The sequence below is a fragment of the Streptomyces sp. NPDC001406 genome, assembly GCF_042895285.1.
Taxonomy (GTDB): Bacteria; Actinomycetota; Actinomycetes; order Streptomycetales; family Streptomycetaceae; genus Streptomyces.
Genome location: NZ_JBIAWG010000007.1, coordinates 267,917 through 289,101 on the forward strand (window position 1 = coordinate 267,917; position 21,185 = coordinate 289,101).

Annotated in this window: 20 protein-coding genes and 1 pseudogene; 12 read left to right on the top strand and 9 right to left on the bottom strand. The window is 70.8% G+C overall.

Annotation, left to right across the window (positions count from 1 at the left end):
* The first annotated feature begins 85 nt into the window (after positions 1 to 85).
* The 3 genes from argB to ACFY1J_RS19050 are packed head-to-tail and all read left to right on the top strand — an operon-like array spanning position 86 to position 2,767.
* A complete protein-coding gene (gene argB / locus ACFY1J_RS19040; protein WP_390710921.1) occupies positions 86 to 1,027 on the top strand; it encodes an acetylglutamate kinase in 942 nt (313 codons plus the stop codon).
* Complete coding sequence (locus tag ACFY1J_RS19045; RefSeq protein ID WP_390731551.1) at positions 1,024 to 2,220, top strand: acetylornithine transaminase; 1,197 nt, start codon at positions 1,024 to 1,026, stop codon at positions 2,218 to 2,220. Before argB ends, ACFY1J_RS19045 begins: the two co-directional genes overlap by 4 nt.
* 7 nt (positions 2,221 to 2,227) lie before the next feature.
* Positions 2,228 to 2,767, top strand: coding sequence for an arginine repressor (locus ACFY1J_RS19050; RefSeq protein WP_363296751.1), 540 nt, complete (start codon positions 2,228 to 2,230; stop codon positions 2,765 to 2,767).
* A gap of 84 nt (positions 2,768 to 2,851) precedes the next feature.
* On the opposite strand, the gene ACFY1J_RS19055 is transcribed toward ACFY1J_RS19050, so the two are convergent.
* Genes ACFY1J_RS19055 through ACFY1J_RS19075 form a run of 5 tightly spaced genes read right to left on the bottom strand, consistent with a single transcriptional unit; the run spans position 2,852 to position 7,826 of the window.
* Positions 2,852 to 3,592: an FAD:protein FMN transferase gene (locus tag ACFY1J_RS19055; RefSeq protein ID WP_390710919.1), complete on the bottom strand. Its 741-nt coding sequence runs from the start codon at positions 3,590 to 3,592 to the stop codon at positions 2,852 to 2,854.
* Between the two features lie 52 nt (positions 3,593 to 3,644).
* Entirely contained in the window at positions 3,645 to 4,463 is an 819-nt protein-coding gene (locus ACFY1J_RS19060) for an FMN-binding protein (protein WP_390731552.1), read from the bottom strand.
* Positions 4,464 to 4,523: 60 nt separating this feature from the next.
* Positions 4,524 to 5,906 carry a ferric reductase-like transmembrane domain-containing protein gene (locus tag ACFY1J_RS19065; protein WP_390710917.1) on the bottom strand — a complete coding sequence of 461 codons (1,383 nt, stop codon included), beginning with the start codon at positions 5,904 to 5,906 and terminating at the stop codon, positions 4,524 to 4,526.
* Positions 5,907 to 5,965: 59 nt separating this feature from the next.
* On the bottom strand, positions 5,966 to 6,466 hold the full coding sequence (locus ACFY1J_RS19070; protein ID WP_390731553.1) for an FMN-binding protein: 501 nt from the start codon (positions 6,464 to 6,466) through the stop codon (positions 5,966 to 5,968).
* A 7-nt stretch (positions 6,467 to 6,473) separates the two neighbouring features.
* Entirely contained in the window at positions 6,474 to 7,826 is a 1,353-nt protein-coding gene (locus tag ACFY1J_RS19075; protein ID WP_390731554.1) for a ferric reductase-like transmembrane domain-containing protein, read from the bottom strand.
* Positions 7,827 to 7,994: 168 nt separating this feature from the next.
* Here ACFY1J_RS19075 and ACFY1J_RS19080 point away from each other — a divergent pair, with 168 nt between their 5' ends.
* Together ACFY1J_RS19080 and ACFY1J_RS19085 are read left to right on the top strand one after the other, a co-directional pair.
* Positions 7,995 to 8,735, top strand: a complete 741-nt coding sequence (locus tag ACFY1J_RS19080) for a response regulator transcription factor (RefSeq protein WP_390711031.1) — start codon at positions 7,995 to 7,997, stop codon at positions 8,733 to 8,735.
* Complete coding sequence (locus tag ACFY1J_RS19085) at positions 8,732 to 10,234, top strand: sensor histidine kinase (protein ID WP_390710914.1); 1,503 nt, start codon at positions 8,732 to 8,734, stop codon at positions 10,232 to 10,234. Before ACFY1J_RS19080 ends, ACFY1J_RS19085 begins: the two co-directional genes overlap by 4 nt.
* Here ACFY1J_RS19085 and ACFY1J_RS19090 read toward each other — a convergent pair.
* The 3 genes and pseudogenes from ACFY1J_RS19090 to ACFY1J_RS19100 all read right to left on the bottom strand — a co-directional run.
* Positions 10,221 to 10,922, bottom strand: coding sequence for a L,D-transpeptidase (locus ACFY1J_RS19090; RefSeq protein ID WP_390710913.1), 702 nt, complete (start codon positions 10,920 to 10,922; stop codon positions 10,221 to 10,223). The two genes, ACFY1J_RS19085 and ACFY1J_RS19090, sit on opposite strands and share 14 nt — an antisense overlap.
* A gap of 3 nt (positions 10,923 to 10,925) precedes the next feature.
* Positions 10,926 to 11,513, bottom strand: coding sequence for a pyridoxamine 5'-phosphate oxidase family protein (locus ACFY1J_RS19095; protein ID WP_390710912.1), 588 nt, complete (start codon positions 11,511 to 11,513; stop codon positions 10,926 to 10,928).
* A 162-nt stretch (positions 11,514 to 11,675) separates the two neighbouring features.
* Positions 11,676 to 12,116: pseudogene (locus tag ACFY1J_RS19100) on the bottom strand (hypothetical protein); the annotation flags it as partial.
* A gap of 187 nt (positions 12,117 to 12,303) precedes the next feature.
* Here ACFY1J_RS19100 and ACFY1J_RS19105 point away from each other — a divergent pair.
* The 5 genes from ACFY1J_RS19105 to ACFY1J_RS19125 all read left to right on the top strand — a co-directional run bounded on the left by ACFY1J_RS19105 (position 12,304) and on the right by ACFY1J_RS19125 (position 18,301).
* A complete protein-coding gene (locus ACFY1J_RS19105; RefSeq protein WP_390710911.1) occupies positions 12,304 to 13,500 on the top strand; it encodes an argininosuccinate synthase in 1,197 nt (398 codons plus the stop codon).
* Positions 13,501 to 13,624: 124 nt separating this feature from the next.
* Positions 13,625 to 15,049 carry an argininosuccinate lyase gene (gene argH, locus ACFY1J_RS19110; protein ID WP_390710910.1) on the top strand — a complete coding sequence of 475 codons (1,425 nt, stop codon included), beginning with the start codon at positions 13,625 to 13,627 and terminating at the stop codon, positions 15,047 to 15,049.
* Positions 15,050 to 15,150: 101 nt separating this feature from the next.
* On the top strand, positions 15,151 to 16,122 hold the full coding sequence (locus tag ACFY1J_RS19115; RefSeq protein ID WP_390710909.1) for an aldo/keto reductase: 972 nt from the start codon (positions 15,151 to 15,153) through the stop codon (positions 16,120 to 16,122).
* A 110-nt stretch (positions 16,123 to 16,232) separates the two neighbouring features.
* Entirely contained in the window at positions 16,233 to 16,784 is a 552-nt protein-coding gene (locus ACFY1J_RS19120) for a TetR/AcrR family transcriptional regulator (RefSeq protein ID WP_390710908.1), read from the top strand.
* Entirely contained in the window at positions 16,781 to 18,301 is a 1,521-nt protein-coding gene (locus ACFY1J_RS19125) for an MFS transporter (protein WP_390731555.1), read from the top strand. Before ACFY1J_RS19120 ends, ACFY1J_RS19125 begins: the two co-directional genes overlap by 4 nt.
* A gap of 86 nt (positions 18,302 to 18,387) precedes the next feature.
* On the opposite strand, the gene ACFY1J_RS19130 is transcribed toward ACFY1J_RS19125, so the two are convergent.
* Positions 18,388 to 19,059, bottom strand: a complete 672-nt coding sequence (locus ACFY1J_RS19130; RefSeq protein WP_390710906.1) for a lysophospholipid acyltransferase family protein — start codon at positions 19,057 to 19,059, stop codon at positions 18,388 to 18,390.
* Positions 19,060 to 19,427: 368 nt separating this feature from the next.
* On the opposite strand from ACFY1J_RS19130, the gene ACFY1J_RS19135 reads away from it, so the two are divergent.
* Both ACFY1J_RS19135 and ACFY1J_RS19140 read left to right on the top strand, forming a co-directional pair.
* Positions 19,428 to 20,600, top strand: a complete 1,173-nt coding sequence (locus ACFY1J_RS19135) for a glycerophosphodiester phosphodiesterase (RefSeq protein ID WP_390731556.1) — start codon at positions 19,428 to 19,430, stop codon at positions 20,598 to 20,600.
* A 75-nt stretch (positions 20,601 to 20,675) separates the two neighbouring features.
* Positions 20,676 to 21,182, top strand: a complete 507-nt coding sequence (locus tag ACFY1J_RS19140; RefSeq protein WP_390710904.1) for an RNA polymerase sigma factor — start codon at positions 20,676 to 20,678, stop codon at positions 21,180 to 21,182.
* Positions 21,183 to 21,185 lie beyond the last annotated feature (3 nt).

Below are 21,185 nucleotides of genomic sequence, written 5' to 3' on the forward strand. Positions count from 1 at the left end.
CGTGTCCGAGATGAGTCTCACGCCGCCTCCGCAGGCCAACACCGCCCGCCCGGCGGCTGATCCGAGATCTTTCCGAAAGTCGGCTATGACGGTCAATCACTCAGAAGAGCGAAAGTCCTCGACTCGCAAGCACACCGCCCTGCCCAAGGCGCAGACCCTCATCGAGGCGCTGCCCTGGCTGGTCCGGCACAACGGCAAGACCGTCGTGATCAAGTTCGGCGGCAACGCCATGGTCGACGAGGAGCTGAAGGCCGCGTTCGCGCAGGACGTGGTGTTCCTGCACCACGCCGGCCTCAGACCGGTCGTCGTGCACGGCGGCGGCCCGCAGATCAGCCGGGCGCTCGACAGACACGGCATCGTCAGCGAGTTCAAGGCGGGTCTCAGGGTCACCACCGAGGACGCCATGGACGTCGTACGGATGGTGCTGGCCGGGCAGGTGCAGCGCGAGCTGGTCGGGCTGCTCAACCAGCACGGTCCGCTGGCCGTCGGCCTCACCGGCGAGGACGCGCACACCATCACCGCCACCAAGCACCAGCCCGAGATCGAGGGCGAACTGGTCGACATCGGGCGGGTGGGCGAGATCACCGAGATCGACACGGGCGCGCTCGAGGCCCTGCTCGCCGACGGCCGTATCCCGGTCGTCTCCTCCATCGCCCGCAGTCAGGACGACGGACATGTCTACAACGTCAATGCTGATACGGCGGCTGCGGCACTGGCTGCGGCACTGGGTGCCGAGACCCTCATGGTCCTCACCGACGTCGAGGGCCTCTACGAGGACTGGCCGAACTCCGACGAGGTGATCAGCCGCCTCACCGCCGCCCAGCTGGAGAAGCTCCTGCCGGAGCTGTCCTCCGGCATGGTGCCGAAGATGGAGGGCTGTCTGCACGCCGTACGCAACGGCGTGAACACCGCCCGCGTCATCGACGGCCGGGTCCAGCACTCGATCCTGCTGGAGATCTTCACCGACGAGGGCATCGGCACGATGGTCGTGCCCGACGAGAAGCCGGACGAACAGGGGGAATCATGAGCAACCAGGAACTGACCGCGCGGTGGCAGGGCGCGCTCATGAACAACTACGGCACTCCTCGGCTGCCTCTCGTGCGCGGCGCGGGCGCGAAGCTGTGGGACGCCGACGGCAAGGAGTACCTCGACTTCGTCGGCGGCATCGCGGTCAACGCGCTCGGCCACGCCCACCCGGCCGTAGTCGAGGCCGTCAGCAGGCAGATCGCCTCCCTCGGCCATGTCTCCAACCTCTTCATCGCCGAACCGCCCGTCGCCCTCGCGGAACGCCTCCTGGAGCACTTCGGCCGCGACGGCAAGGTCTTCTTCTGCAACTCCGGCGCCGAGGCCAACGAAGGCGCCTTCAAGATCGGCCGGCTGACCGGGCGCACCCACATGGTCGCCACCCAGGGCGGCTTCCACGGCCGTACGATGGGCGCCCTCGCGCTCACCGGCCAGCCCGGCAAACAGGAGCCGTTCCTGCCGCTGCCCGGCGACGTCACCCACGTCCCCTACGGCGACGCGCAGGCGCTGGCGGCCGCGGTGACCGAGGAGACCGCCCTCGTCGTCATCGAGCCCATCCAGGGCGAGAACGGGGTCGTGGTGCCCCCGGCCGGCTATCTGAAGGCGGCCCGCGCCATCACGGCGGCCACCGGGTCCCTGCTCGTCCTCGACGAGGTGCAGACCGGCATCGGGCGGACCGGCAACTGGTTCGAGTACCAGGCGCACGAGGGCGTCCTGCCGGACGTCGTGACCCTGGCCAAGGGCCTGGGCGGCGGGCTGCCGCTCGGCGCCACCGTCGCCTTCGGCCGGGCCGCCGAGCTGCTTCGGCCCGGCCACCACGGCACGACCTTCGGTGGCAACCCGGTCGCCTGCGCCGCCGGACTCGCCGTCCTCGACACCATCGCGAACGAGGGACTGCTGGAGAACGTCAAGCGGCAGGGCGAGACGCTGCGGGACGGAATCGAGTCACTCGGCAACCCGTTGATCGACCATGTCAGGGGCGCGGGCCTGCTCCTGGGTATCGTGCTCACCGAGCCGCTCGCGCCGCAGGTGCAGCACGCGGCTCAGGAGGCCGGATTCCTGGTGAACGCGCCCGCCCCCGACGTCGTACGGATGATGCCACCGCTGAACATCGGCGACGACGAGACGGACGCCCTTCTCCGGGCGCTGCCCGGCATCCTCGAAGCAGCGAACGGGGACGGACGAGCCGGGGAATGAGACGACGATGAGCCAGGCGCAGGACCACGAGCAGACCGCGGGGCCTGCCGTGCCGCAGACCCGCACCGCACGCCACCGCCGGATCGTGGACATCCTCAACCGGCAACCGGTGCGATCCCAGAGCCAGTTGGCGAAGCTCCTCGCCGATGACGGGCTGACCGTCACCCAGGCGACGCTCTCCCGGGATCTGGACGAGCTGAACGCGGTGAAGATCCGCAACACCGACGGTGAGCTGATCTACGCGGTCCCGAGCGAGGGCGGCTTCCGCACGCCGCGTGCCCCGCTGGGGGAGTCGGCGAAGGAGGAGCGGATGCGGCGGCTCTCCCAGGAGCTGCTGATCTCGGCGGAGGCCTCCGCCAACCTTGTGGTCCTGCGGACCCCTCCGGGGGCTGCGCAGTTCCTTGCCTCGGCCATCGATCAGGCCGAGCTGCACGACATCCTGGGGACGATCGCCGGTGACGACACGTTGCTGTTGATTTCCCGGGACCCTTCCGGGGGGCAGGCGCTGGCCGAACATCTGCTGCGGTTGGCTCAGAACGGCCACTAGCGGCGTTGGGGGAACTGCCGTCCAGCAGCCGCGGGTGGTTCGTGGCTGGTCGCGCAGTTCCCCGCGCCCCTGAGGTAAGTCCACTCAGCCAAGTCGAGCGGCCAAGCCCCCTGTGCAGCGCACCTCGTCGCCCGCTGTGATCAGGAGGGCCTCCACGTCGGGGAGGGACTCCAGCCACGCCAGGCCCTCCCGCGAACCCATCGCGAACGCCGCGGTGGCCCAGCAGTCCACCCATGTCAGGCTCGGGCCGACAACCGTGACCGCGACCAGATCCGTGACCGCCGACTTCCCCGTCCGCGGATCCACGATGTGCGCCCCGCGTTCCGCCGTACCGGACGTGGCGACCGCCAGCTCGGACACCCCGGCGGACGAGATCACCGCCGCCAGCCCACCGGGCCGCAGGGGATCCGACACCCCCACCCGCCACGGCCGCTGCGGCTCCGGCGCGCCGAACATCTGGACGTCCCCGCCGCCGTTCACGCTCACGCCGCTCACCCCGGCCGTCTCCGCGATCCGCCGCGCGCAGCGCTCCGCGGCCCAGCCCTTGACGATCCCGGTCGGATCGAACCGGCCCCGGTAGCGCATGCTGAACCAGCCGTCGCTCAGCCGCTCCGCCTCGGCGCCCAGTTCCAGCACCTCCGCGACCTCGGGATCGCATGCGGCCACGGTCAGCTCGCCGCGGGCCAGCCGGGACACCTGACTGTCCTCGCGGTAGGTGCTGAACACCTCGTCGACCCGGTGCAGCTGGGCGACCGCCTCGTCGAGGGCCGCCTGTACGGCATGCGGTTCCCCGCCGCGGACGTCGAAGGAGAAGACAGTCCCCATGACCTCCTCCGCCCGACGCACCGCGGCGGGAGCTTCTGACTCGGCCACGGCCTCAGCCACCGGCCTGGTCCAGCGCGGACTGCAGCGACTGCTTGTAGCCGGTGCTCGTGTAGGTGGCGCCGGAGACGGAGTCGATGTTCGCGTTCCCGGCCGCGACCGCCTCCTGGTTGAGCTTGGGCACGGACAGCGCGGTCTTCTGGTCGCTCGTGCCGCCCTTGGGCGCCTGCACCGCCTCCGCCTTGGTGATCTTGCCGTTGGCGACGGTGATACGGACCTGGACCGGCCCGTACTGGGTCTGCGCGACCTGCCCGGTCACGGTCTTCGTGGCCTGCGTGGCACCACCGGAGCCGGCGGACGAACCGGAGCCGGCGGACGAACCGGAGCCGGCTGTGCCGGACGACCCCGACGAGCCGGCCGCCGCCTTCATCTTGTCCAGCGCCGACTGCAACGACTGCTTGTAGCCGGTGCTCGTGTAGGTGGCGCCGGAGACGGAGTCGATGTTCGCGTTCCCGGCCGCGACCGCCTCCTGGTTGAGCTTGGGCACGGACAGCGCGGTCTTCTGGTCGCTCGTGCCGCCCTTCGGCGCCTGCACCGCCTCGGCCTTGGTGATCTTGCCGTTGGCGACGGTCAGCCGTACCTGCACGACCCCGTACTGGGTCTGGGCCGCGTCACCGGTCACCGTGCCCGTCCCGGCCGCCTGTGCCCCGCCCTGGGGCGACTCCTGCCCGGCCGCCGTCTGCTGCGACGCCGCACCCGCCGCCGACGCCGAGGCGGGGTCCGTCGACGGCTTCAGCGACAGCAGCAGTACGACACCGGAGACGGTGGCCGCGGTGGCCAGCACGACGCGCCGAATGGGGTGGCTCTTCCGCATCTCTTCTGAGCTCCTGATTTCCCGTCGAGTTCCCGTGGAGGTTCCGTGGTTTCCCGTCGCTCACATCTCGAACGACTCGTGATGGATGCGGCGGGCGGGCACCCCCGCGCCGCGCAGTGCTTCGTACACCTGCTGCGCGAACCCGGGCGGGCCGCACATGAAGACGTCGTGCCGGTCGATGTCCGGGATCTTCCGCTGGAGGCTGTCCGCGGAGATGTCCGGCCGCTCGCCCTCCGGGCTGTTCACGGCGTACATCAGCCGGGCGCCGCGCTCATTGGCGATGACCGCCAGCTCGTCCCACAGGGCCAGGTCCTGGGTGGTGTTGGCCCGGTAGAGCAGGGTCAGGTCGCCGGCCGCGCCGGGCAGCGTCTCGAACAGGGCACGCATCGGCGTGATGCCGACGCCGCCCGCGACCAGCAGCACCTTGCCGCGGCTGCGGCGGGAGGCCGTCATGGCGCCGTACGGGCCCTCCGCCCACACCTTGGTGCCGGGGCGCAGCTCGCGCAGCCGGGCGCTGTGATCGCCGATCGCCTTCACCGTGATCCGCAGCATGTCCGGACGCGGCGCCGCCGACAGCGAGTACGGGTGCGAGCTGAACCGCATGCCCGGCGCCAGGAACCGCCACCGGAAGAACTGCCCGGCCTCCGCGCCCATCCGGTGCAGCTTGCGGCCGCCGATGAGCACCGACACGATGCCCGGCGTCTCCTCGATGACCGCCTCGACGCGCAGGCGGTGACGCAGGTTCAGCCGGATCGGGGTGAGGATCCGGTACCAGAGCACCAGCGCGGTGACCGAGCCGTACAGCCCGTACCAGAACGTCTTCGCGGCGGGTTCCAGGGCGAAGTCGTTGCCGGTGGTGATCTGGTGCCAGAACGTCAGGAACACCGCCGCGTAGGTGAACAGGTGCACGTGGTACCAGGCGTCGTACGGCAGCCTGCGCCGGACCACACCGATCGAGGTCAGCCCGATGACCACGAACAGACCCGTGCCGATGGCGGCCTTGCCCATGTCCGGCAGCTGGGTGATGGAGTCGATGGTCTGCTGGACGATGTCGCCCAGCGACTTGCCCGCCTGGAGCGCATAGCCCCACATGGTCAGGAAGATGTGCGCGAAGACCAGACAGAGCGTGTAGCGGCCGCTCATGGCGTGCCAGCGGGCCACCCGGTCCGAGCCGACGCGCCGCTCCAGGGCGGGCACCCGGGCCATCTGCAGCACGACCAGCGCCATGAGGTAGCCGGCGAGCAGACCGGTGATCCGGCCCGCGTTCAGGATCTTGCCGTTGTTGTCGGCGATGGACGGCGTGTTGTGCCACCACAGCCACAGCACGGCCGCTGCGCCCGCCCATACGGCGATCAGCAGCGGGACGGCCGGGGAGCGGCGCGGGCGGATGCGGCGCATCGTCTGGCGGCGGGCGGCACGTCCGCCTGCGAGCGTGGTGGTCACGGTTCCTCCGTGGGGACTTGACCCTTGGCCCACTGATACGTCCCTCGACTCCTGTGCGTTCAGACTCCGGCCGAGTCCAAGGCGGACTGGAGCGACTGGCGGTAGCCGTCGCTCGTGTACGTCGCCCCGGAGACCGTGTCTATCTCGGCGCTCTGTGCGGCCAGTGCCTCGCGCCGCAGCTGGGGGATGGCGTAACTGCTGATCTCCTGGTCGCGCGGATTGTCCTGCGGGTAGGTGACGGCGGTCACTTTTGTGAGCTTGCCGTTCTTCACCGTGACCCGCACCTGGACCGGGCCCCAGCGGGTCTGGACCGAGTCGCCGGTGACCGTCTTCGTACCGGTGGTCGACTTGCTGGAGCTGCTGGATCCGCCGGCGGACCCGCGGGCGGACCCGCCGGCGGACGCGCTCGCGCTGCTGGACGGCACGGGCGACCGCGTGCCCACCGCCAGGGCCGGGCTCGTGTGCGGCTTCAGCGACAGGAGCAGCACCATCCCGGAGACGGTGGCGGCGCTCGCCAGCACGATGCGGCGCAGGGGGCGGGTCTTCTTCAACGCGTGCACGGGGGCCTCACAGCTCGAACGACTCGTGGTGGATACGGCGGTCCGGCACACCGGCGGCGCGCAGCGCCCGGTACAGCTCCTGGGCGAAGCCGTGCGGACCGCAGATGTACACGTCGTGCCCGGACAGGTCGGGGAAGGTCGCGCGCAGGGCGTCGGCGGTGAGTCTCGGGCGCTCCCCGTGCGCGCCGTTGAGGGCGTACAGCACCTTCGCCCCGCGCCAGCGCGCGATGGCCTCCAGCTCCCCGCCCAGGGCCAGGTCCTCGGCCGTGCGGGCCCGGTAGAGCAGTGTCACCTCGCCGGGCAGCGTCTCGAACAGCGCCCGCAGCGGGGTGATCCCGACGCCGCCCGCGATCAGCAGGGACCTGTGCGCGGTCTGCCGGTCAGCGGTCAGGGAGCCGTACGGCCCCTCCGCCCACACCCGGGTGCCAGGCCGCAGCAGGGACACCGCCGCGCTGTGGTCGCCGAGCGCCTTGACCGTGATGCGCAGCAGATCGGGGCGGGGCGGCGCCGACAGCGAGTACGGCGTCGACGTCCAGCCCATGCCCTGCCCGAAGAAGCGCCAGCGGAAGAAGTGCCCCGGCCGCGCCCCCAGCTCCGCCAGCCGCCGCCCGCGCACCACGACCGAGTACACGCCCGGCGCCTCCCGGTGCACGGACTCCACCCGCAGCCGGTGACGCAGATTGAGCCGCACCGGCACAAGGACCCGGAACCAGACCACCAGGGCCGCGACGCCCAGGTACAGGGCGTACCAGGCCGCCGTGGCCACCGGCTTCCCGTTGAAGTCGTTGCCGAGCGCCAACTGGTGGCCGAAGGCCAGGAAGACGGCGGCGTAGGTGAGCAGATGGACGTAGTACCAGAACTCGTGGCTGGTCCGCCGGCGCACCGCCCGCGCCGAGGTGATACCGACGGCGAAGAGGATCACCGTGCCCGCGGTGGCCTTGAGCATCTCCGGATAGTCGAGGATCACCGTGACCGTCTCGTGGACGATCGAGGCGCCGTCCTGGGCGGCGTACCCGGCGAGGATCAGCACGATGTGCGCGACCAGCAGGCAGACCGTGTAGCGGCCCGCCATCGCGTGCCAGCGCGCCACCCGGTCCGAGCCGATCCGCCGCTCCAGGAGCGGCACCCGGGCCATGAGCCCGACGAGCACCGCGCAGGAGTACCCGCACAGCAGCCCGGCGATCCGCCCGCCGCCGGTCAGCCAGCCGGCCGTACCGACGACCGAACCGGTGTCCGTCCACCACAGCGCCACCACGGCCGCCGCTCCGGCCCACAGCAGGGCGAGCAGGGGGCCCGCGGGGGAGCTGCGGGGAACCGGCGTCACGGCCGGCGCCGCCCGCCGCTCGTACAGGGTGGTCATGTGTGGGCCCTTTCTCCCGGATGCTCCCGTCCGCCGTGCCACTGTGCTGCGTGAACCTCTGAGGGAGCTCTGAGACGGCGCCCTGTGGGCCCACTCACAGGAAACTCAGAGCCACCGGGGTCACCCGTGGCCGCCGGAAGGAGCGATGCTGTAGACGCGATGAACGCGATGAACACGACCCGCTCCGGCCGGCCCGCCCTCACCCGGCCCGACGGCACCCCGTTGCGTGTCCTCGTCGTCGACGACGACCCGGACCTCGCCGAGGTGCTCACCGGCGCCCTGCGCTACGAGGGCTGGGAGGTGCGCGCGGCCGGCGACGGCGCCGGCGCGGTGACCGCGGCACGCGAACTGCTGCCCGACGCAGTGGTTCTCGACGTGATGCTCCCCGACACCGACGGCTTCGCCGTGCTGCGTTCGCTGCACGAGGTGAAGCCGGACGTCTGTGTGCTCTTCCTCACCGCCCGGGACGCGGTCGAGGACCGGATCGCGGGGATCACCGCGGGTGGCGACGACTATGTCACCAAGCCGTTCAGCCTGGAGGAGGTCGTCGCGCGGCTGCGCGGACTGCTGCGGCGGGCGGGCATGGCCCGGCAGCAGGAGGAGGGCCCGCGGCTGGCCGTCGGCGACCTGGTCATGGACGAGGAGGCCCGTGAGGTGACCCGGGCCGGCGAACTGATCGAACTGTCCCCGACCGAGTTCGAGCTCCTGCGGTTCCTCATGCGCAATCCGCGCCGGGTGCTCAGCAAGGCGCAGATCCTCGACCGGGTGTGGTCGTACGACTTCGGCGGCCGCGCCCATGTCGTCGAGCTGTACATCTCGTATCTGCGCAAGAAGGTGGACGCGGGCCGCGAGCCCATGATCCACACCGTGCGCGGGGCCGGGTACGTGCTGAAGCCGGTGAGCAGGTGAGACTCCCTCGGTGGCTACGGCGCCTGCCCCGGCCGCGTACCCTGCGGGCCCGGCTCACCGTGGGCCTGGTGGTGCTGCTGGCGGTGAGCTGCGCGGCCGTCGGGCTCGCCGCGGTGCTCGGGCTCAGCGGCTTCCTCACGCAGCGCCTCGACGAACAGCTCGCCCAGGTCGGCACCCGGTTCCCGGCGAGTCTGGAGCACAGCGGCCGGCTGCCGAACGATCACGACGGGGACGAGCACGGCGACACCCGCAGACAGGCCACGGGCACCTTCGGCGCCCGCCTGGTGAACGGCACGGTCACCAACAAGGGGCTGGTCCGCTCCGGGAACCTGGCCGTGGAGCTGAACGTCGACCTGACCGACGTGGACCAGCAGCGGCTGGCCGCGGTACCGGTCGACGGCAGGGCCCACACCGTCCACCTCTCCTCCCTGGACGACTACCGGGTCGTGGCGTCCCGGGGCCTCGACCGCGATGTGCTGATCGTCGGCCTGCCGCTGGAGCCGGTGGAGGCCACCGTGCACCGGCTGGAACTGGTCGCCGCGATCGTCTTCGGCCTGGCCCTGGCCGTTGCGGGCGTCACCGGGGCGCTGTGGGTCCGCTGGTCGCTGCGTCCGCTCAGCCGGGTCGCGGCGACCGCCACCCGGGTCAGCGAACTCCCGCTGGCCAGCGGCGAGGTGGTGCTGCCGCCCCGGGCCCCCGAGGCCGACCCGCGCGGCGAGGTGGGCCGGGTCGCCGCCGCCTTCAACCGCATGCTGGGCCATGTCGAGGACGCCCTGACCAAGCGGCATGCCAGTGAGGAGCGGCTGCGCACCTTCGCCGCCGACGCCAGCCATGAACTGCGCACCCCGGTCGCCTCGGTCCGCGGCCACGCGGAGCTCGCCCTGCTCCACCCCGGACCCGTCCCGCCGGAGGTCACCCGGGCGCTGGAGCGGATCGCCGCCGAGTCCTCCCGGATGGGCGAGATGGTCGACGACCTGCTGCTGCTCGCCCGCCTGGACGCGGGCCGCCCCCTGGAGCGCCGCCCCGTCGACCTCACCCACCTGGTCCTGGACGCCGTCACGGACGCCAGCGCGGCCGGCCCCGATCACCGCTGGACGCTGGAGCTGCCGGAGGAGCCGGTGACGGTGACGGGCGACGCCCATCGTCTCCAACAGGTGTTGGCCAACCTGTTGGCCAACGCGCGTTTGCACACACCTGTTGGCACGAAGGTGACGGTGTCCCTGGACACGGGGGGCGACACGGACGGCAGCAGGACGGCGACCCTGAAGGTCCACGACGACGGCCCCGGCGTCCCCGAGGACGTCCAGCCCGGCGTCTTCGAGCGCTTCACCCGGGCCGAGCACCGCCGCCGCACGGACGCCTCGGGCGGCGGCGCCGGGCTGGGTCTGTCGATCGTGGCGGCGGTGGTGGAGGCGCACGGAGGGAGCGTGGGCCTGGAGAGCCGCCCCGGGGCGACGACGTTCTCGGTACGGCTGCCGGTGGCGCTCAGTACCGGGTGATCGCCGTCGTCCCGGCCGCCGTTCCGATCGCGATGTGCGGACGCGCCTTCGGGTCCGCCCACTTCAGGATGCGTTGCATCGCGTCCGCCGGCACCGACACACAGCCCGCCGTGGCCCCGCTCCCGTTGACGTGCAGGAAGATCCCGGCTCCCCGCCCGCGCACCGGGTGCGCGTAGTTGAAGCCGATGACGAGCGCGTGGGCGTACTGACCGGCGTACGAGACGAGGTGCTCGGACTCGGAGGCGCGGCAGTCTGCCGGGAGGGGTTCGGTCCAGCGGTTGTACGAGCGCGACGCGTTGTCCTGGCACCACCACGAGTTCTCGTGCACCGGACGGTAGGTGACGGACGTACCGCCCGGGGCCGCCTTGATGCCGAAGGCGAACGGCAGGTCGTACAGCCCCGTCGGCGTCGTGTACGTGCCCTGCTTGCGCGACGCCCCCTCGGCGAGCCCCCTCGCGCCGAAGCGGGCCGGTGCCGAACCGGCCTGCACCCACTGCCCGCCCCGCAGGTCCCACCAGATGAGCGTGCCCGACGTCGAGGCGGTGCCCGCCGCCTGAGCGGTGATCAGCTGGGTGCCGCCCCCGGTGTCCGCCATACGGGCGGGCAGCGGGGCAGACGCACCGGCCGGTGCGAAGCCGAGCGTGAGGAGGGACAGGGAGGCGAGGGTGACCACGACACCGGGGCGCATGGCTCAGACGGTAGAGGGCGGGAGCGGCAGCGGCAGCCCTGGTAGGCCATCCAGGCTAGTCGCCACGTGTTCCTTCTTCCGGAAGTAGTCGCTCAGCGATGCGTCGTCCTCGCGGGCGAAGCGCTTTCCGTGCAGATCGCGGTCCGCGTCGTACGTCATGAAGGGCACCGCGTATCCGCAGGTGTCCCGGACCAGTTCGGCGTGTACGACGATGATCGCGCGCAGGCCGTGCGGGGTGGGGTCGATGCCGGGGAAGTGGGTGAGCAGTTCCCCGAACCGGGCGTCGTCACGGAAGACGGCCTCGCCCCGCCCGTGCACCCGCACGATGTTCGGCGGGCCCTGGAAGGCGCACCACATCAGCGTGATCCGGCCGTTCTCCCGCAGATGCGCGATGGTCTCCGCGTTGGATCCGGCGAAGTCCAAATACGCCACGGTGTGCTCGTCGAGCACCGCGAAGGAGCCCTTGAGGCCCTTGGGGGAGAGGTTGACCGTGCCGTCGCCGGACAGGGGCGCGGTCGCGGTGAAGAAGAGGGGCTGTTCCTCGATGAACGTGCGGAGCCTGCCGTCGATGCGCTCATAGGTCTTTCCCATGGCCAACGATTATCGGGCGAGTCCTTTCGGCCGTCTAAGGATTTCCCTGACCGGCGATCCGGCGATCCGCGATCCTGCGATCCGGCGGTCGACCGGTCCACCGTGGCCGCCCCGGCCGGCGGGAATGCGGGGCGGCCACAGCAGCCTGTCACCTCACTTGGTGAGCGTGCAGGCGGCCAGGGAGTCGAGGCCCGTCGGCTTGGCCGACGTACGGCCGATGGCGATGGCGATGCGGTCGATCGTCGAGACGCGCTTGTCCTTGAGGGGGCCGAGGATGGCGTTGTTGACGAAGTTGGGGCCGCCCTGGCCCACGGTGTCGACCAGGCGCTTGTCGGCTTCCTGGATCTGGGTCCGGAGCAGGGCGAGGTTGCGGTCGACCTCGGCCTTGGCGGAGGCGGGGATCGCCGGGAGCTTCGAGGCCACGTCCGGGCAGCTGATCGTGCCGGGGCTCGCGAGGGTGCGGGCGTTCGTGGCGCTGCTGCTCTTGGCGGGCGTCCCGGCGAGGGCGGAGCCGGCGATGACCGCGCCGGACAGCGCCACGGCGGCAGCGCCACCGATGACGGCCACGCGACGCTTGTTGTACTTCGGAAGAGCCCTGGACATGCGGATGCCTCACTTGGGTCAGGAGTGGGTTGGCGAACGCGGCGCCGGTGTTCGGGGGTGAGTACGAGAAAGCGGTTTCGTTTGTTCAACGTCTCTTCGAAACTCTCTCGACGGGCTCGCGGATTGACGAATCATGCAGAGCACTGCATACTCATGCAGGTCAGCAATGCACGGTGAGGAGACACCAGTGACCGAGCGCGTCGTACTCGCCTACTCGGGCGGTCTGGACACCTCCGTCGCCATCGGCTGGATAGCCGAGGAGACGGGCGCCGAGGTCATCGCGGTCGCGGTCGACGTCGGTCAGGGCGGCGAGGACCTGGACGTCATCCGCAAGCGCGCCCTCGCGTGCGGCGCCGTGGAGGCCGAGGTCGCGGACGCCAAGGACGAGTTCGCCGACGAGTACTGCCTCCCGGCGATCAAGGCCAACGCCCTCTACATGGACCGCTACCCGCTGGTCTCCGCCCTGTCCCGGCCGGCGATCGTCAAGCACCTCGTCGCCGCCGCCCGGAAGCACGGCGCCACCACGGTCGCCCACGGCTGCACCGGCAAGGGCAACGACCAGGTCCGCTTCGAAGCCGGCATCGTCGCCCTCGCCCCCGACCTCAAGTGCATCGCCCCGGTCCGCGACTACGCGATGACCCGCGACAAGGCGATCGCTTTCTGCGAGGCCAAGCAGCTCCCGATCGCCACCACCAAGAAGTCCCCGTACTCCATCGACCAGAACGTCTTCGGGCGTGCGGTCGAGACGGGCTTCCTGGAGGACATCTGGAACGCCCCGATCGAGGACATCTACGAGTACACCTCCAACCCGGCCGAGCCCCGCGAGGCCGACGAGGTGATCATCACCTTCGAGCACGGCGTCCCCGTCGCCATCGACGGCAAGGCCGTCACCGTCCTCCAGGCGATCCAGCAGCTCAACGAGCGCGCCGGCGCCCAGGGCATCGGCCGGATCGACATGGTCGAGGACCGGCTCGTGGGCATCAAGTCCCGCGAGGTGTACGAGGCCCCGGGTGCGATCGCGCTCATCACGGCCCACCAGGAGCTGGAGAACGTCACCGTCGAGCGCGAACTCGCCCGCTACAAGCGGCAGGTGGAGCAGCGCTGGGGCGAACTGGTCTACGACGGTCAGTGGTTCTCCCCGCTCAAGCGCGCCCTCGACGGCTTCATCGCCGAGGCCAACCAGCACGTCAATGGCGACATCCGGATGACCCTGCACGGCGGCCGCGCGGTCGTCACCGGCCGGCGCTCCGAGTCGTCGCTGTACGACTTCAACCTCGCCACCTACGACACGGGCGACACCTTCGACCAGGCCGCGGCCAAGGGCTTCATCGACATCTACAGCATGTCCTCGAAGATCGCGGCGCAGCGTCAATCGCAGGCGTAGCCTGACGCGACCTCGCGTGAGCAGCAACGCGACCTCGCGTAAGCAGTAACGCCGTTGCCGCCTCCCTGACCGCCGGTCGGCAGGGAGGCGGCGGCACATCCGTCTCTCTCTAGGAGCAACGCAAGTGAGCAGCAACAGCGGTGACGTACGGCTCTGGGGCGGCCGTTTCGCCGACGGTCCCGCCGAGGCCCTGGCCAAGCTGTCCGCCTCCGTCCACTTCGACTGGCGGCTCGCGCCCTACGACATCGCCGGTTCGCGTGCCCACGCGCGCGTGCTGCACAAGGCGGGACTCCTCACGGAGGACGAGCTGACCCGGATGCTCGCCGGGCTCGACCAGCTCGAAGCGGACGTGACCGACGGCTCCTTCGTCGGCACCATCGCCGACGAGGACGTCCACACGGCGCTGGAGCGCGGCCTCCTGGAGCGCCTCGGCCCCGACCTCGGCGGCAAGCTGCGCGCGGGGCGGTCGCGGAACGACCAGGTGGCGACCCTCTTCCGGATGTACCTGAGGGACCACGCCCGTACGATCGGCGGTCTGATCGCCGACCTCCAGGACGCCCTGATCGGCCTCGCCGAAGCCCACCCGGACGTGGCCATGCCCGGCCGCACCCACCTCCAGCACGCCCAGCCGGTCCTCTTCGCCCACCACGTCCTCGCGCACGTCCAGTCCCTGTCCCGGGACGCCGAGCGGCTGCGCCAGTGGGACGAGCGCACGGCGGTCTCGCCGTACGGCTCCGGTGCCCTCGCCGGCTCCTCCCTGGGCCTGGACCCGGAGGCGGTCGCCAAGGACCTCGGCTTCGAGCACGGCAGTGTCGGCAACTCCATCGACGGCACGGCCTCCCGTGACTTCGTCGCCGAGTTCGCCTTCATCACGGCGATGATCGGGGTGAACCTCTCCCGGATCTCCGAGGAGATCATCATCTGGAACACGAAGGAGTTCTCCTTCGTCACGCTGCACGACGCGTTCTCCACGGGCTCGTCGATCATGCCGCAGAAGAAGAACCCGGACATCGCGGAGCTGGCGCGCGGCAAGTCCGGTCGGCTGATCGGCAACCTGACGGGTCTGCTGGCGACCCTGAAGGCCCTGCCGCTGGCCTACAACCGCGACCTCCAGGAGGACAAGGAGCCGGTCTTCGACTCCTGCGACCAGCTGGAGGTGCTGCTCCCGGCCTTCACCGGCATGATCGCCACGCTCACGGTCAACCGCGAGCGCATGGAGGAGCTGGCCCCGGCCGGCTTCTCCCTCGCCACCGACATCGCGGAGTGGCTGGTCAAGCAGGGCGTGCCGTTCCGCGTGGCGCACGAGGTCGCGGGGGAGTGCGTCAAGGTCGCCGAGTCCGAGGGCAAGGAACTGGACGGCCTCACGGACGAGCAGTTCGCGAAGATCTCCGCCCACCTCACGCCGGAGGTGCGGAGCGTCCTGAACGTCCCGGGCGCCCTGGCGTCCCGCGACGGCCGCGGCGGTACGGCCCCGAGCGCGGTCGCGGTCCAGCTGGCCGAGCTGAAGCAGAACGTGGCGGCCCAGCACGAGTGGGCGACGGCCAAGTAGGAGCGACGGCCCAGCAGGAATCGGGCCAGTGCGGGAGCCGAAGGTCATCGCGGGTTACGTTGGTCGCAAGCCGTAACGGAGCCGACCGAACGGAGCCCGCGATGCCCTTCGCGCGACTGGCCTCAGCAACGACCCCGACCTGCCACATCGGACTCGGTCTCGCCGCCGTCGGCCGCCCCGGCTACATCAACCTCGGCCGGGACCACGACCTGGGCGAGGACCGCAGCGTCGGGACGCTGCGCACCCGCACCCACGAACTCCTCGACGCCGCCTACGCCCAGGGCGTGCGCTACTTCGACGTCGCCCGTTCCTACGGCCGCTCCGAGGAGTTCCTCGCCGACTGGCTGAACGCCCGCCCCGACATCGACGACATCGTCGTCGGCAGCAAATGGGGCTACACCTACACCGCCGGCTGGTCCACCGACGCCGAGGAGCACGAGGTCAAGGACCACAGCCTCGCCACCTACGAGCGGCAGCGCGCCGAGACCGACGAACTGCTCGGCGACCGGCTCGACCTCTACCAGATCCACTCGGTGACCCCCGACAGCCCGGCTCTCACCGACAAGGAACTCCACAGCAGGCTCGCCCAGGCCGCCGCCGAGGGCATGACCATCGGCTTCTCCACCAGCGGCCCCGCCCAGGCCGACGCGGTCCGGGCCGCCCTCGCCGTGACCGTCGACGGCGAGCCCCTCTTCCGTACCGTCCAGTCGACCTACAACGCCCTGGAGACCTCGGCCGGCCCCGCCCTCGCCGAGGCCCATGACGCCGGGCTCACGGTGATCGTCAAGGAGGGCATGGCCAACGGGCGGCTCGCGGAGCCCCATGCACCGGACGTGTTGAAGGCCGTGGCCGCGGAGACCTCCCTCGGCTGCGACGCCGTGGCCCTCGCCCTGATCCTGCGCCGGCCGTGGGCCGGGATCGTCCTCTCCGGCGCCGCGACCACCAATCAGCTCGCCTCCAACCTGCACGCCGCCGTCGTCGACCTCGACGAAGACCAGCTGGAGCGGCTCGCGGCCCTCGTCGAGGAGCCGGCCGCGTACTGGGAGCGGCGCGGGCAGCTGCCCTGGCACTGACGGACCCACCCGTGCCCCGTGGCCGACGGGGCACATCCACCGACCAGCTGCGATGAGTCACGCATACTCATGATGAGACAAATATGTCTCATGTGGGCTACGATTGTTTCATGGCCTTCGATCGTGACCACGTGCTGCGCAGCGCCGCGGCCCTGCTGACCCGTAAATCCACCGCCACCATGGACGAGGTCGCCAGGGCGGCCGGGATCAGCCGCGCCACGCTGCACCGCCACTTCGCCGGGCGCGACGCGCTCGTGCGGGCGCTGGAGGCGCTCGGCATCGCGGAGTGCGAGGCCGCGCTCGACACGGCCCGGCTCGACGAGGGACCCGCGAGCGAGGCCGTACGCCGGCTGGTGCGGGCGATCGAGCCCGCCGCCGGACTGCTCGCCTTCCTCTACACCGAGAACCAGCTGTTCGAGGGCGAGGAACAGAACGAGGGCTGGGCCCGTCTCGACGCCCGGGTCGCCGCCCTGTTCCGGCGCGGCCAGGCCGGCGGCGAATTCCGCATCGACCTCACCCCGGCCTGGCTCACCGAGGCGCTGTACGGCCTGATGGCCTCCGGCGCCTGGGCGGTCGCGGAAGGCCGCGTGGCCCCCAAGGACTTCACCCACATGATCACCGAGCTGTTGCTCGGCGGCGCACTCAGAAGAGAGGAATCATGACCAGCACCCTGCAGCCGGCTTCCATGACGGAGGCGGAGAAGCGTCCGGGCCGTTGGCTCGCGCTCTCCGTCCTCGTGCTGGCCGTGCTGCTGGTGGCCGTCGACGCGACCGTCCTCGGTCTCGCGACCCCCTACATCAGCGAAGACCTCAACCCCTCCGGCACCCAGCTCCTGTGGATCGGTGACGTCTACTCCTTCGTCATCGCCGGACTGCTGGTCTCCATGGGCAGCCTCGGCGACCGCATCGGCCGCAAGCGGATCCTGCTCGGCGGCGCCACGGTGTTCGGCGCGATATCCGTCCTCAACGCCTACGCCACCACGCCGGAGCTGCTGATCCTGGCGCGGGCGCTGCTCGGTGTCGCGGGCGCGACCCTGATGCCCGCCACACTCGCCCTGATCCGCAATCTGTTCCACGACCCGCGCGAGCGCAGCCTCGCGGTCGGCATCTGGGGCGCCACCGCCTCCGCCGGCACGGCCGTGGGGCCGATCGTGGGCGGCTTCCTCCTCGGACACTTCTGGTGGGGCTCGGTCTTCCTCATCAACCTGCCGGTGATGGTCGTCCTCGTCCTCGTCGGCATCAGGACGCTGCCCGAGTCCCGGAACCCCGATCCCGGCCCGTGGGACCTGATCAGCGTTGTGCTGTCGCTGGTCGGCATGATCGGCGTCGTCTACGCCGTCAAGGAGGCCGCCACGCACGGCTTCACCCCGGCGACGCTCGCCGCGGGCCTGCTGGGCGCCGCCGCGCTGTACGGCTTCGTCCACCGCCAGCTCACCATGCCCACGCCCCTGCTGGACATGCGGCTGTTCCGCAAGCGGGGTTTCAGCGGCGCGGTCCTCGCCGACCTGCTGACCGTGCTCGGCATGTCCGGCCTGGTGTTCTTCCTCTCCCAGTACCTGCAACTCGTCCAGGGCAGGCGCCCGTTCGAGGCGGGTCTGGCCGAACTGCCCGCCGCGGTCGGCGCGGTGGCGGCCGGTCTCGTCGCGGGCCGCGCGGCCCGGCGCTTCTCGGTAGCCGTGGTCTCCGGCGGCCTCGCCGTGGTGGGCCTCGCCCTCGCCGTCCTCACGACACTGGGGCAGTCGACGGGCTATCCGGTCCTGGGCGCGGCGCTCCTGGTCGTCGGCGTGGGCGCGGGCTTCTCCTTCACCGTCACCGCCGACGTGATCCTCTCCAGCGTCCCCAAGGACCAGGCGGGCGCCGCCTCCGCGGTCTCCGAAACGGCGTACGAACTCGGCGCAGCCCTGGGCATCGCCCTGCTCGGCTCGATCGTGACGGGCGTCTACCGCGACTTCACGGGCCCGGCGGGCACCCCGGAAGCGGCCCATGAGTCACTGGGCGCGGCGGTGGAAACGGCGACGACTCTCCCCGCCCGCACCTCGGCGGAACTCCTGACGGCGGCCCGGGACTCCTTCGTCCACGGCCTGCACCTGGCATCGGGCGCAGGAGCGGCCGTCCTCCTGGCAACAGCGGCGGCGGCATGGTTCCTGCTGAAGGACCAGAAACTGGAAAGCACGGGCTGAGGAAAGCGCTTTTCAGGGGCGCGGGGAACTGCGCGACAAGCCACAACGCACCCGCACCCGGAATACGACGGAAACCCCTACGGCGCTCAGGCCGCCTTCGCCTTCGTGGCGTACATGTCCACGTACTCCTGCCCCGACAGCCGCATGACCTCCGCCATCACGGAGTCGGTCACCGCCCGCAGCACATACCGGTCCCGGTCCATCCCCTCGTACCGGGAGAACTCCATCGCCTCACCGAACCGAACGGTCACGCGGCCCGGCCGCGGGATACCCCGACCCCCCGGCTGCAACTTGTCCGTGCCGATCATCGCGAAGGGAACCACCGGCGCGCCCGTCATCAGCGTGAGGCGGGCGATGCCGGTGCGGCCCCGGTACAGACGGCCGTCGGGCGACCGCGTGCCCTCGGGATAGATGCCGAACACCTTGCCCTCTTCGAGGATCCGGCGACCGGTCATCAGCGCGGCCACACCACCGCTCGCCCCGTCCCGGTCCACCGGGATCATGCCGACGCCGGTGAAGAACCAGGCCATGAGCCGGCCCTTGAAGCCCGTGCCGGTCACGTACTCGTCCTTGCCGATGAAGAACACCTGCCGGTCGCAGACCAGCGGCAGGATCATCGAGTCGATGAACGTGAGGTGGTTGCCGGCCAGGATGACCGGTCCGTCGCCCGGGATGCGCTCCGCGCCCTCCACCTGGGGGCGGAACATCAGGCGCATGATCGGTCCGAGCACTGCCTTGATGAGCGCGAAGCGGGACAACGGGTCCTCCGATGTCGAGGGGGTCGATATGAGTCTGTGCAGGTGAGGACATTACTCGCGGCTCCGGGGGAAGCGCACATCGGGTGCGTCCGCTTCACCGAGGTCTTACGTACTGTTGACGCAGGTTTACCTGCGGTGGCGTGCCGGAATCCGCGCGTAACGCTGGTGCGACGATGTGACGGACATCGCGCGGGTGGCCCATCGGGCCGGGTACCCGCACCGTCCGCGCCGATGCCGACGGACCGTCACATCTTGCTTTCCTCATGACATCCGGCGTCACCCGCGTGTTCGAACCGAGGTCTCCCGGCAGTCATGTCCACGCCCCTACCATCGGGCCGCAATCACGGGCGGACGGCAGGAGGGCCCTCATGGAAAGCCACGAGTCGAACGAGCAGACGCAGGGCACCGCACGACGGGCGCTTCTCGGCGCCGCGGTGCTCGGCGCGGGCGGGGCGGTCTTCGGGCTGGCCGGTGCCGCCAGAGCCGCGGAGGCCGAAACGGCCCGGACCGGCGGTGGTCTGAAGAGCCTGCCCAAGCCGACGATCATCGGCCACCGGGGTACCAGCGGCTACCGTCCCGAGCACACCTTCGGGTCGTACAACCTGGCCCTCGACCTCGGCGCCGACGTCGTCGAGGCCGGCGACCTGGTCCCCACCAAGGACGGCCATCTGGTCTGCCGCCACGAGCCCGAGATCGGTGGCACCACGAACGTCGCGGACCATCCCGAGTTCGCCGGCCGCAAGACCACCAAGGTGCTGGACGGCGTCCCCACCACCGGCTGGTTCACCGAGGACTTCACGCTCGCCGAGCTGAAGACGCTGCGCGCGATCGAGCGCATCCCGGCGAACCGCCCGCACAACACCCTCTACGACGGCCGCTGGGAGATCCCCACCTTCGAAGAGGTCCTCAAGTGGCAGGACGAGGAGACCCGTAAGCGGGGCAAGCAGGTCTGGATCTACCCGGAGACCAAGCACCCCACCTACTTCCGCAAGCTGGGCCTCGGCCTCGAGGAGCGGGTCGCCAAGCTGCTGCGCAAGTACGGCAAGGACCGGCGGAACTCGCCCGTCATCCTGCAGTCCTTCGAGCCGACCAGCATCCAGCGCCTGAACAAGCTGGTCGACAACCCGCTCGTGGTCCTGCTCTCCGGCGCGACCAGCCGCCCCTGGGACTTCGTCGAGGCGGGCGACCCGCGCACGGTCGCCGACCTCATCACGCCCAAGGGCCTCAGGGAGATCGCGGGCTACGCGCAGGGCATCGGCCCTACGCTCGACCTGGTCATCCCGAAGGACGCCAACGGCAGGCTCACCACGCCGACGACCCTGGTCGCGGACGCGCACAAGGTGGGTCTGATCCTGCACCCCTACACCATGCGCAACGAGAACCCCTTCCTCCCGGCGGAGTTCCGCAAGGGCACCGGCGCCGACGCCTACGGAGACGCCTTCGGGGCATTCAAGACATACTTCGCGACCGGTATCGATGGTGTCTTCACGGACAACGCGGACACCGGTCTGCTCGCCCGCGAGGACTTCGTCAACGGCTGAGCCCGCTGAACCCGTTCGGGTAGACCCGCGGCCGCCCCGGCAACCTGCCGTCGGGGCGGCCGCGTCGTTCCGCATATGACGCACGATCTGGTTGCCGCCCTGAGCCCGCTGCTCACCGCCGAGGCATCCGCCGAGGCATATGCCTCCGGAACCGAACCGGGTGACCTGGAGCAGGCGGTCTGGCTGCGCCTCCTCGAGCGACTGGACTCCGACGGGCCGCCGCTCGACCCCGAGGCGTGGCTGCGCAAGGCCGTCCGCGCCGAGGTGCGCCGCAGCCGTCGTACGAACCGTCTCGAGCGGCCGTACGACACGGAGCCCGCCGACGACAGCGGCCTGGGCCCCGAGCAGCTCGCCCTCACCGCCGCCAGGCACCGTGCCCTGCGTGACGCGGTCCGCCGGCTGCCCGGCCGCTGCCCTCGTCTGATGGAGGCGCTGCTCTCCCCGAAGGACCTCACATACCGGGAGATCGCGGGGGAGTTGGGTATCTCACAGGGCAGTCTTGGACCGGAACGTTCCCGATGTCTGGGATGTCTGCGTCGATTGCTCGCACCGGAGGTTGCGGCCCGCGAAGTGCGGGGATAGGAG